Source organism: Caballeronia sordidicola (assembly GCF_002220365.1).
Taxonomy (GTDB): domain Bacteria; phylum Pseudomonadota; class Gammaproteobacteria; order Burkholderiales; family Burkholderiaceae; genus Caballeronia; species Caballeronia sordidicola_C.
This window is the reverse complement of record NZ_MTHB01000246.1, coordinates 71,190-83,193: the sequence shown is the minus strand read 5'-3', so window position 1 is coordinate 83,193 and position 12,004 is coordinate 71,190. Positions and strand designations below refer to the sequence as shown.

The 12,004-nt window shown below is 59.9% G+C and carries 10 protein-coding genes; 2 read left to right on the top strand and 8 right to left on the bottom strand.

Annotated features, from left to right (window positions below):
- Positions 1-234: 234 nt before the first annotated feature.
- Both BSU04_RS34195 and BSU04_RS34190 read right to left on the bottom strand, forming a co-directional pair.
- Positions 235-909 (bottom strand): response regulator transcription factor, encoded by a 675-nt coding sequence (locus BSU04_RS34195; protein ID WP_089164682.1) that lies wholly within the window; start codon positions 907-909, stop codon positions 235-237.
- Positions 910-948: 39 nt separating this feature from the next.
- Positions 949-1,872 (bottom strand): LysR family transcriptional regulator, encoded by a 924-nt coding sequence (locus BSU04_RS34190; RefSeq protein ID WP_089164681.1) that lies wholly within the window; start codon positions 1,870-1,872, stop codon positions 949-951.
- Between the two features lie 445 nt (positions 1,873-2,317).
- On the opposite strand from BSU04_RS34190, the gene BSU04_RS34185 reads away from it, so the two are divergent.
- Complete coding sequence (locus tag BSU04_RS34185; protein ID WP_089164680.1) at positions 2,318-3,484, top strand: porin; 1,167 nt, start codon at positions 2,318-2,320, stop codon at positions 3,482-3,484.
- A 271-nt stretch (positions 3,485-3,755) separates the two neighbouring features.
- Here the strand turns inward: BSU04_RS34185 and BSU04_RS48985 are convergent, their stop codons facing one another.
- The 6 genes from BSU04_RS48985 to BSU04_RS34155 all read right to left on the bottom strand — a co-directional run bounded on the left by BSU04_RS48985 (position 3,756) and on the right by BSU04_RS34155 (position 10,395).
- On the bottom strand, positions 3,756-3,935 hold the full coding sequence (locus tag BSU04_RS48985) for a DUF3331 domain-containing protein (RefSeq protein WP_089164679.1): 180 nt from the start codon (positions 3,933-3,935) through the stop codon (positions 3,756-3,758).
- A gap of 2 nt (positions 3,936-3,937) precedes the next feature.
- Positions 3,938-4,312 (bottom strand): hypothetical protein, encoded by a 375-nt coding sequence (locus BSU04_RS34175; RefSeq protein WP_089164678.1) that lies wholly within the window; start codon positions 4,310-4,312, stop codon positions 3,938-3,940.
- A 483-nt stretch (positions 4,313-4,795) separates the two neighbouring features.
- On the bottom strand, positions 4,796-6,676 hold the full coding sequence (locus BSU04_RS34170; RefSeq protein WP_089164677.1) for an ABC transporter ATP-binding protein: 1,881 nt from the start codon (positions 6,674-6,676) through the stop codon (positions 4,796-4,798).
- 450 nt (positions 6,677-7,126) lie between these two features.
- Positions 7,127-7,948, bottom strand: coding sequence for an isocitrate lyase/PEP mutase family protein (locus BSU04_RS34165; protein ID WP_089164676.1), 822 nt, complete (start codon positions 7,946-7,948; stop codon positions 7,127-7,129).
- A 245-nt stretch (positions 7,949-8,193) separates the two neighbouring features.
- A complete protein-coding gene (locus tag BSU04_RS34160) occupies positions 8,194-9,318 on the bottom strand; it encodes a PLP-dependent cysteine synthase family protein (protein WP_089164675.1) in 1,125 nt (374 codons plus the stop codon).
- 231 nt (positions 9,319-9,549) lie between these two features.
- On the bottom strand, positions 9,550-10,395 hold the full coding sequence (locus BSU04_RS34155) for an oxidoreductase (RefSeq protein ID WP_089164674.1): 846 nt from the start codon (positions 10,393-10,395) through the stop codon (positions 9,550-9,552).
- Positions 10,396-10,663: 268 nt separating this feature from the next.
- Here BSU04_RS34155 and BSU04_RS34150 point away from each other — a divergent pair, with 268 nt between their 5' ends.
- Entirely contained in the window at positions 10,664-11,572 is a 909-nt protein-coding gene (locus tag BSU04_RS34150) for an AraC family transcriptional regulator (protein WP_089164817.1), read from the top strand.
- Positions 11,573-12,004 lie beyond the last annotated feature (432 nt).

Genomic DNA, 12,004 nt, shown 5'->3' with positions numbered 1-12,004 from the left:
GGCTCGCGCTGACTTAATGATGTGAAGACATAGGGACATCGAGGCACCGGACCAAGCATCGGACTTATTGCGCAATGACAGCGCCGGTGTCAGTCATTCTGGAAGGATTGGGTTATCACCCACGCGCAGGAAAAATGAAACTAGTTTTAGTTTTCGGAGGGCAGGGGCATGACGAAAATCGAGCGTAGCCATAAGGCGTTCCGCACCTTGTGACTGCGCTCGATGATGAAGGTATTAGTCCAGCAAATAGCCGGAGCCGCGAATGGTGCGGATCGACGGCCGGCCACTGGAGTCATCCACTTTCTTTCTCAGGCGGCCAACATGGACGTCGATCAGGTTGGTGCCTGGATCGAAACGGCAGCCCCACACGCCTTCGAAAATCATCGTGCGCGTAAGCACCTGGCCCACATGACGCATCATGAATTCGAGCACGCGAAACTCGGTGGGCTGCAGGTCGAGCACGCGGCCGTGAAGCGTGGCGCGGCGGCGCACGAGATTGAGTTCGAGGCCATGCACGCGCAAGACCGTTTCGTCGGATGCTGGTCCGGCCTTGCGTCGAAGCAAGGCTTCCACGCGGGCGCGCATTTCATCGTGAGAGAAGGGCTTGGTGAGATAGTCGTCACCGCCGGCCCGCAGTCCGCGCACGCGGTCATCCACATGGCTCATTGAACTGACAATCAGCACGGGCGTGTCTATGCCGACGCCTCGCATGGTCGTCACAATGGTGAGGCCATCCAGGTCCGGCAACATGCGATCAAGCGTGACGATGTCATAACCGCCGCCAATCGCTTTCGCAATACCGTCGCGGCCAGTGCGGGCAACCTGGACCGTATAGCCCGGCGCGGACAATGCGCGCGACACTTCCTGCGCCATCAGTTCGTCGTCTTCTATGGCAAGTACTTTCGGCATTACAACGCACTCCAGAGTGGGGGATGCTCGGAATGCACGTTACGCCGCGGCACGAAGTTTTACCGCGTTGTCAGGGGCTCGGTACTGGCTCACCGAGAAGTCGATGAAATGCCGGACCTTCGCGGAGAGATAGTTGCGGCCCGTGTAGAGAATGGAAACCTGACGTACGCCACCCGCTATCTGGAACTGGCCGAGGATGGGAAGCAAGAAGCCTTTCGCCAGATCGTCCTTGACCAGCGGTGCCGGCAGCAACGCGATCCCCATGTCCGCCAGCGCCGCGGAACGAACCGTGGCGCTGCTGGTTGCATGCAGCGCGTTGCCGGTCGCCACGCGATACACGCCGTTCTGATCCGAGAATTCCCAATTGCGCGCGCAGCCGTCGGAGATCGAGAGCAGATGATGATGCGCGAGCGCCGCGGGATTCACGGGCGTGCCGTTCTGAGAGAGATAGCCGGGCGAGGCGACGGCGACCTCCTTGAACGCGGTCAGGTGACGGCACACCAGTGACGAGTTGGGCAGGTTGCGATCCGCAGAAAAACCAACATCGAAACCGCCTTCTATTAACTCTATCGGCGAGTCATAAGTCGTCACGTCAAAGCCGATGCGCGGATACGATGCACGATACGCCGCGAGCAGATTACTCAGGCCGCATGCGGCGTACGTGGTCGACGCCGCTACGCGCAGTGTTCCGCTGAGATCGCGGGTCGAGCGGACGAGACTCTCTTCAATCGTATCGAGTTGCTGGATGATCGTGCGGCAGCCATCCACGTAGGCTTGTCCTGCTTCGGTCAAGGAGAGCCGACGCGTGGAGCGATTCAGAAGGCGCATGTTCAGGTGCGCCTCCAGCATGCTGATGCTACGGGTGACTGCGGCGGCCGACATGCCAAGTTGCTTGGCGGCCAGGCTGAAGCTGGTGAGATCGACCACGCGGGTGAACACGCGCATTGCTTGTAGCTGATTCATGATGGGCAGCCCGTATCGATTTGACTGCCAGCATGATCTGCTACGTGACGTAACAAGGACGCGCCTGCTTTATTAAGTCTTTTTTAACTTTGTCGGCCGTTCTTAAGGCAACCATAAATCAACGGCGTGGCGCATTCGATACACGCAAACCCTTGATAATGAAAATGCCGCAGAACAAGAATATCGCTTAAACCTAGCGTACGTCTGGGCTCGCGCTGATCCTACTGGTCTCACTTGCAGAAATTGAAAATCTGTCATTCAGTTCGGCCACGCCCTTTGGAGCCACTCGCTCCGTAGACTTCGATGCTCTGAGGTCAAGGCCGCACTTAACGCTGCATGTCCTCCCGCTTGAAGCATTGTCCGCTTCGCTTGGGCGCACGCCCAAGTCACGCAGCGTTGCAAGCTGCCTCCTGACCCGGAACCCGTTATCTAAGTGGAGTTCATGATGAAGAAAGTTCTGTTGGCTGCAACCATTTCCAGCCTGTTCGCAGTAGCCGCCCACGCACAAAGCAGCGTCACGCTGTATGGCGTGATCGATGCCGGCGTGGTGTACGCGAACAACTCGCACACGCCGGGAACGGCCTCGTCGGGTCAGTCGTGGGGTGTGGGTAGCGGCAACGTCAGCGACACGCTGTGGGGCCTGAAGGGCAGCGAGGACCTGGGTGGCGGCATGCACGCCATCTTCAAGTTGGAAGACGGCTTCAATGTGAACAACGGCGCGTTCTCGCAGTCGAACGAGATCTTCGGCCGTCAGGCGTATGTGGGTTTGCAATCGAACCAGTACGGTACGGTGACGCTCGGCAAGCAATACGATTCCACGGTTGATTATCTGGCGCCGCTGTCGGAAGCCGGCCAGGGCCTGGGCAACAACCTTGCCGCCCACCCGTTCGACAACGACAATCTGGACAACAGCTTCAGCATAAGCAACTCGGTGAAGTTCGCGAGCATTGATTACGCCGGTTTCAAGTTCGGCGGCTTGTACGGCTTTTCGAACAAGGCGGGCGCGTTCTCGGACAATCGTGCGTATAGCGCAGGCGCGTCTTACTCCAATGGCCCGTTGAGCTTCGCTGCGTCGTATTTGCAGATCAACAATCCCGGCCAGGGCGACAACGCCAATGGCGCAGTGTCGGGAGCGAATAACACGGCAACGTTCGTCGCTGCGCGTCAACGCACGTTCGGTGGTGGTGTCAACTACGCTTTCGGCCCGGCCACGGTTGGATTCGTGTACACCCACACGAAACTCGACGGTCTCGATGCGATCAACATGAACGACGGTTATACGGCCTTGTCGGGTAACAGCCTGCGTCTGGATAACTACGAAGTGAATACGCGTTACGCGTTGACACCGGCGATGAGTCTCGAAGGCGCTTACACGTTCACGAACGGTTCGTTCAATACGGCCGCCGGCGATGCCAAGCCGAAGTATCACCAGTTCTCGCTGCTCGCTGACTATAGCCTGAGCAAACGCACGGACGTATATGCGGAAGGGGTGTTTCAACACGCGTCGGGCGGCGACGGTACGGTGTTCGGCGACGCAGCCATCAACGGCCTGAGCCCGTCAACGACGGACAAGCAAGTGGCTGTGACGGTTGGCATGCGTCACCGGTTCTAAGTTGCGGAGTTTGAGTTGGTAAATGATCGATGCCGCGGGTTTTCACGCGGCGTCGATTTTTTGCTTGCGAATGAGTGTGCGAGGCGGATAAAAAACCTTAAGGCCAGCCGACAAGGAAATCGGCTGGCCTTAAGGTTCCTGGCGGTTTGTCGTCTCGCGGTTTAAAGACGCAGCTTAAAGATTCGCGATCGTTCGGCCATGCAGCTAGCGATGTCTCGCCAATGCGGCATTCCCGGTTCAGCGGGAGTGATGAGCCTGGGGGCCTGAAGACTCAGGCACCTGCCTTGAAGGATGCGAACGAAAGGGCGCATTGCCCTGGAGCTTCGGCGCGCGCCCGGATCCATTTCTGTTCTTGATAGCAGCAGCGGGCTGGTTCGCGCCACATCACCGTCAACGTGTCGGCAGTGGGGCGGCTCAGCACACGCACGACAAACGTGCCGGCGGCACGCATGTTCAACTCGGTATCTGGCTCACTTCAAACGACTGTGGCACAGGCTTGACAATAGCGTCCTGCAGGCGCTCGAGGCTTGATTGCGGAATCGCAAACCCGGCCCAACCCAGCCCGGTATGACGCAACAGCAGGACGACCCCGTTGAACAGCGGATTCTTGTCCAGATACCAGCACGGATCAATCTCGATCACATAGTTATGCGTGCGCGACGGTTCGTGCGGCAACGCTGGCGACAGCCCCGAACGGATCTGCCCGAGACGTTCAATCAACAGGTCGATGTCTTTGACATCGAGGATTGCCGCGTTCGATCCAATATCGAAGCGTACTGCCTGACGCCCGGAATCGTGGACCGCCTCGACCAATAGTGTTTGGTACATCGCGAAACTCCCAATGTGTAATCGGTCCATTCATTATGGAATTTCGTGACTTGCGAAATCTGAAACAACGCTATCGGAGAATGAAGTTTTTTTTAGATTTGACCGGATCGCGGGCTCTCCGGCCTTCGCTGCTGGCCGCTAGCCGGACACCGAATGGGTGAGTAGTTATCCGAAACCACTGACCGATGCTATCGATGCGTGCGCTGCCAATCTACTCAGGCAAGCTGATGAGTCGAAGCAACCGCACACCAATTATCTTCCCGGGCCAGACACCGGACCAGACACCGGACTGCACGCGTCGATTCACTCGCCGGCACCGCTTCAGGTTCGCGCAAAAGGGTTTTGGTGCTTGAGGAACGTGAGGCGCATCGCGCTGGATTCTGCGAAGGCCTCGCGTTGTTTGAAAGTACGGGATCACAAGTTTGCCCTCCCCCCCGGACTTCGATACAACGCGGCGGTCCCGGGTCTACCCGGACCGCCGCATCATCTCCCGGTCGTCATCGTAGGATCGCTGGCATAACCGCTTGCCGCGTGGCCGGTTTTTGCCGCGCTCGCCGGCTCTGCACGATCGGTCGTCAAACCGAGCGCCTGCCGTTCGAACAACCGCCGGTACAAGCCGTTGTGGAGCTGGATCAGGTTCTCGTGGCTGCCTTCCTCCGCAATCCTGCCTTTGTCGAGCACCAGCAGCCGGTCCAGCGCCCGCACCGTCGAAAGCCGGTGAGCAACCACCAGCGTCGTGCGGCCGACCATCAGCCGTTCCATTGCCTGCTGGATCAGCACTTCGCTCTCGCTGTCGAGGCTCGACGTTGCTTCGTCCAGGATCAGGATGGGCGCGTCCGCGAGGAACGCCCGGGCAATCGCCACACGCTGGCGTTCGCCGCCTGACAACTTGATGCCGCGCTCACCCACGAGCGTTTCATAACCCTGGGGCAACGCCGCGATGAAATCGTGGGCGCTGGCCTGCCTTGCGGCCCGTTCGATTTCCGCACGGGTTGCGCCTGGCCGGGCGTACGCAATGTTCTCCGCGAGCGAGCGGTGAAACAGTACCGGCTCTTGCTGGACGATCGCGATCTGGCCGCGCAGCGACGCCTGGCGGACATCGGCAATATTCTGCCCGTCGATCGTGATCCTGCCGCCCGAGATGTCATACAGCCGCTGGATAAGCTTGATCAACGTCGTCTTGCCGGACCCCGAGTGCCCGATCAACCCTACGCGCTCTCCCGGCGCAATCCGCACCGAGAAGTCGTCATAGAGCGGCTTCGTGTGGCCGTCGTAGCTGAAGGTCACATGCTCGAAGCGGATCTCGCCTTCACGGATCGTGATCGGCCCGGCGTCGGGTTTATCTTCCACGCCGAGAGGCTGTGCTTCAAGCGATACCAGTTCTTCCATGTCGTTGACCGAGCGCTGCAGATTGCGCACGTGCATACCGACTTCGCGCAGATAACCCTGCAACATGAAGAACATGGTCAGCGTGAACGTGATGTCGCCAACACTGGCCTTGTCGGCTTCCCACAGCAACAGCGCCGCACCCAGGATTGCCGCCTGCATGACCACCAGCATGCCGCCCTGCACACCGCCGTTGATCGTGCCGCGTGCCCACGTGCGCCGCGTCCGGTGACGCCACTTGCCGATCACGCGGGCAAGCCGAGCTTCCTCGCGCGTTTCCGCACCGAATGCCTTGACCACGGTGTTGCAGCTCACCGCATCCGCCAGCGCACCGCCCATGCGGGTATCCCAGGCGTTGCCCAGGCGCGCAGCCGGCGCCACGAAGCCGAGTGACAGGGCGACCGTCACCCCGATATAGAGCAGCGACCCGAGGCCCACGACCACGCCCATGACGCTCCAGTGCATGCCGAGCAGCACGGTTGCGCCGACCAGCATCACCAGTGACGGGAGCAGGGCGATAAGCAACGTGTCGTTGAGCAGGTCGAGCGCCCACATGCCGCGCGTGATCTTGCGCACGGTCGAACCGGCGAAGCTGTTGCCGTGCCAGTCAGCCGAAAACCGTTGCACGCGATGAAATGCGTTGGCGGCAATTTCGCTCATCATCTTGAGTGTCAATACGATGATGTTCATGAACACGAGTTGACGCAGCAGCGTGCCTGCCAGCCCAAGGCACGCCAGGATGCTGAACGCGGTTGTGGCTGCACGCCACGCCAGCTCCTTGCCGGCCGCGCCGGCGGCGAGCGCATCCACGAGCCGGCCTGCGAAGAGCGGCGTGAGGACATCTGCCAGTGCCGACAGCAGCGCGAGCACAACAATGGCTACGATGCGCCACGGTTGTTTGCCCCAGTGAACCACGGTGAAACCGAGAACGTCTTTGAACGCCCGTCCGCCGAAGTCGAGTTTTTTTGTGTAAGCCATTTGCCACAGCCCGTAGCGCCAAGCGCGACGAGGCTTTTCCTGTCGAGAGATAATGAGAGCGACAGACGGAGCGCGCCTGCATGAGCGGGCGAACTAACAACGGACTGTCTGGAAATTGCGCGAGCTGCTGTGCCCGCGCTGGCGGCGACCTAAGTTGGCCGGCGCATCGGGCAAGGGACGGCGCTATTGGATGTGAGCATCTTTTCGCCTCCCTTTGAGAAATGGAACCTGAGTGACGTGGGGCCGGGCGGCTATCCACGTCTCAATATTATCAGGCACTTATAGCGCTTGCCAACCCCTTTCGGCCACGCACATGTTGTCCGGGCGATACAGCGCGAGCGACTGCTACATAACGCTTGATACCGCTGCACGATCGGCCCGCGATGCATGAATGTCCCCGCGCTACAGGGACATTGGTGAAAAGACCGGGCTCGCGCCGAGCGCTCAGGCTCAGGCGAATCCACCGAAGACATCGTTCAATTGCTTGCTTGGTGCGGCGCTGGCGAGGCCATCGAACGACCCCGCTTTCATTTGTTCGGCGGCCGTCAGCATGGCCTGCCACGCAACCCGCGCCAACCCTCCGCCAATACTGATTCGCCGCACGCCAAGGTCGGCCAGTTCGGCGACGCTCAGGCCGGGCCGCATCATCAATACGTTGAGCGGCTTGGGCGCCACGGCGCGAACCATGACCGCTATATCGGCTTTGTCGACGACGCCCGGCGCGTACAAACAGTCCGCACCCTCGGCGGCAAAGGCCACAAGTTTGTCGATGGACTGGCTGAGCGCACTCGGATCACTCAGCAGGATTTCGGTGCGCGCGACCAGGACGACGCCGTCGCCCGACCGGTCGATTGCTGCACGGGCCGCGCGTACGCGCTCGAGCGCAAGAGCGGTTTCGTAGAGACCGAACGGTGCTTGCACATCGCGATCTTCAATCGATAAACCCGCCACGCCCGTCTGGATCGCAAGGCTGACGTTCGCCGCGAGCGTGGCCGGGTCGGAAGCGAAACCGGACTCGAAATCGGCGTTCACCGGCAGGTCCACAGCCTCGCAGAGGGTGCCCAGATGTTGCAGGACATCCGAGCAGGTCACCGCATAGTCGGGGCGACCTGTGGACCATGCGAAGCCTGAACTGGTCGATGCGAGCGCGGCAAAGCCAAGATGCTGCAGCATCCGTGCGCTGCCTGCATCCCATGGGTTGGGCAGCACGAAACAACCTTGCTGGTGAAGCGCGCGAAAGGCAGCGCGTTTTTCGGCGACAGTACGGGTCATCGGAACCTCATCGTGTTTGGGCGAAATAGTGGGCGATCAGATCGGGTTGCAGATGCGAGTCCGCTCAAGCAGCTTTGGGTGCGGGTAGAGTCCTGATTCATCTACCGGGGACCGCGTCGTTGCGGACATGGTTACGGAAGCAAAAAGGTTGATAAGCAATCTCATAAGGGCGGGTCAGATCCAGCACGACGCTCGCTGCACTTGCCATGCTCGCACGTGATCCCAAACGCACCGCACTCTACACTCTAAATTCCCACTCCCGCAGCCTCCAACCCCGCTATGTTCTGCTGGGTCAGCACCGCTTCGCCCGCTACCGCGCGAGTAATCAGCGCATCGGGCTGCGCGACCGGAATTCCCTGCGCCTGGTACCAGGCATCGTCATAGTAGGTGTTGCTATAGCGTTCGCCGCTATCGCACAGCAGGCTGACGATGGAACCGTGTTCGCTCGCCTGCTTCATGCGCTCGGCCAGATACAGGACACCGACAAAATTGGTCCCCGTCGAGCCGCCTACGCGGCGCCCGAAGCGCCCGGCCAGATAGCGCATGGCAGCAAAGGACAACGCGTCGGGCACCTTGAGCATGGCATCGATACATGTCGGAACAAAGGAGCGTTCAACACGCGGACGGCCGATGCCTTCAATCTTCGATCCGACATCGAGCGTCAAGCTGCTGTCCGGCGTGCCCGCGAGCGTGCTTTTGAAGTAATCGAAAAATACCGAATTCTCGGGATCTGTGCAAAGAATGCGCGTGGTGTGCCGCCGGTACGCCACGTAGCGGCCCAACGTGGCGATCGTGCCGCCGGTGCCGCCGCTGGAAACGAGCCACGCCGGTACAGGGTACTCCTCGTCGTCCATCTGCTTGAAGATCGACTCGGCGATATTGTTGTTGGCCCGCCAATCGGTCGCACGTTCGGCGTAGGTGAACTGGTCCATGAAATGCCCGCCGGTTTCCGCCGCGAGCCTATGCGATTCCGTATAGATGTCCGCAGGCTTGGCGACAAGATGGCAGCGTCCGCCGTAGAACTCGATCGCCTCGATTTTCATCCGCGATGTGCCCGCCGGAATCACCGCGACAAAGGGCAGGCCAAGCAGTCTCGCGAAATACGCTTCGGAAATGGCAGTTGATCCGCTGGACGCTTCAACAATCGTGCTTTGCTCGCGCAGCCAGCCATTGCAAAGCGCATAGAGGAACAAGGATCGCGCCAGACGATGTTTCAGGCTGCCGGTCGGGTGACTCGATTCGTCCTTGAAATAGAAACGGATAGCCGGATAACCGGGCAGGTCCAGGGGAATCAGGTGGGTGTCGGCGGAGCGGTTGAAGTCCGCTTCAATCTTGCGAATCGCTTCACGGGTCCAGTCTGAACGTGGCATGGAAATCCCCACCCGGTGACGGCTAACAGCGGATCGGCGCGCAAATCCGGCTCAAGCGCGCGGGCTATTGCAGCGCGCTCGCAGCATGGCGTTGTCTGTCACGCTCGGCTTGGCCGCGGGCTCGATGTGAAGCCATCGTACACGAGAGCGGCAGCCCGGTTTTCAGAATCGCGACGGGCTGCTGTAGGGGTTTTCGTGGCTATCGGGTCATGAAGGCGAATCCTGAAGGCGTCACGAGAAGTCCGTCGAGCGCGATACCTTTTCCCACGTTTCAATCTCGTTACTGAGAGCCGCCAGTTTGTCCCTGACCAGGCTGAGCGCATCGGTGCCAAGCAGCAGATGTACCGGCGGATTTTCTTCCGCAATCATCTCCAGCAGCACGCGGGCCGCCTTGACCGGGTCGCCCGCCTGCTTGCCGCTTTTCGCCTCTCGCGCCAGTCGGATCGGGGTGAACAGTGCGTCGTAGTCCGCGATGCTGCGACCCGCGCGCACCATCGAGCGGCCAGCCCAATCCGTGCGGAAAGAGCCGGGTGCAACCGCGGTTACCTTGATGCCGAAACCCGCGACTTCTTTCGCCAGCGATTCAGAGATGCCTTCGAGAGCGAACTTGCTGCCGCAGTAGTAAGAAATCCCCGGCATGGTGACGAAGCCGCCCATCGACGTGATGTTGATGATGTGGCCCGACCGGCGTTCGCGCATGGCGGGAAGCACAGCTTTGATCATCGCGACGGCGCCGAACACGTTGACATCGAACTGCCGGCGCAGATCTTCCATCGGCGACTCCTCCAGCACGCCCTCATGGCCGTATCCTGCATTGTTGACCAGCACGTCGATAGGTCCGATTTTTTCCGTTATTGTCGCAACAGCCGGACCGATAGCCGCGAAATCGGTGACGTCCAGCGCAATCGCGTGCGCACGACCGGCTGCGAGCGCCTCGAATGTTTGCACGTCGGCTTCGCGGCGCACTGTTCCCGCCACCACGTGGCCGGCATTCAACGCGGCTTGCGCGAACGCGCGGCCGAAACCCGAGCTCACGCCGGTAATCAGGAAAGTCTTCTTGCCCTGGATGGGGTTCATGGTGCTGCACTCCTTGCCGGTAGCGGTGGACAGGCTGAGCGTCGGGATGCATCTCCGATGACACATGAGACCTCAGCAACGTTTGCATGATAGGAGCGCTGCGTCAGAACGCGAATGCCGGTTCATCTGTTGTGTTTGCCTAATCCTATGAGCCGGTGGATTTCGGTTCAGGCAAGTGGCACATTGCAAGCTGGCTGCAAAAACTGACGAGACCGACGTGACCCCTGAACGCGATGAACACGATGACCGGACAACCGCGCAGCAACGCATGGTTGCGTTGCTGAAGGTGTTGGCGCCTGTGGAGGGGTACAACCTGACAGCGCTGCCCGACGTACGGTTCCTGCGCTCGAACCGTCCGCTGAGCCGGACCCCCGTGCTGTATGACCCGGGTATCGTGATTGTCTGCCAGGGGCGAAAGCGCGGATTTCTGGGCGACGACGTTTATGTTTATGACGCGCAGCACTATCTTGCGGTATCGGTGCCGGTGCCGTTTTCCATGGAAACCGAGGCAAGCGAAGCCGAGCCCATGCTGGCCATCTATTTTCGGCTCGACTTCAACGTGGCGGCAGACTTGATGCTGCAACTCGACGAACGGGCGGGCGGTGCTCCAGCGAAGCCCAAAGGGATGATGTCGACACCGCTTGACGCCAGGCTGGGTGTATCGGTACTGCGCTTTCTGGAGACGATGAGTTTGCCTTCGGAGGCTGAGATTCTCGGCCCCGGGCTTGTGCGTGAAATCTACTATCGCGTGCTGACAGGCGAGCAGGGCGGGTCGATGCGCGCAGCACTCACGCGACAAGGGCATTTCGGCAAGATCGCGAAGGCGCTCCGAAAGATCCATATGTCGTTCCGCGAGCCACTGGACGTCGAGCGGCTTGCTTTGGAGGCGAGCATGAGCGTGCCGTCATTTCATTCGCACTTCAAAGCGGTGACCAATACCTCGCCAATGCAATATCTGAAGTCGACGCGGCTTCATCAGGCGCGCCTTTTAATGGTGAGAAACGACGTAACCGCGGCCGTGGCGTGTGCTCAGGTGGGGTATGAAAGTTCGTCCCAGTTCAGCCGCGAATTCAAGCGGCTATTCGGGCGTAGTCCGATAGAAGAAGCAGACCGGATGAAAAAGACTTTCGCTGTTCCTCAAGCCGGCCCCGACTCCGTCTACGTTGCGTCGCATTGATCCAGGCAGGATGATGCATGATCCGGTTTGGTCGCGATCAGGCGACGCGCACGCTGGGCACTCCGCTTCTGCAAATAACGTCCTGATATCAATCTCCGAATTGCTGCAACACGACATTCCATTAATTGGAATTGTGAAATCGCAATATTTCCATTGAGCGGTTGGTCCAGAATTCGCATACTGTTCTGTGAAGGGAGGCTCGCAACTTCCGGGCGTTCGGATTCAGATTCAGATCTGGAAACGAAGCCCGGCGGCGCTCAATCAAGCGCATCTGCGATTGTGCGACCGCACAATCGGGCGATGTCGATGCAAGTGACATTGAATCAGGTTTGGCGCGGTTCCAGACGCCGTCAAGCCCAAGAAGCCTTCTCATCAAGCTGATTGCCTATCGATCCGGCCGTTGTGACACAGGGTGCCGGGGTCGACTGCCGA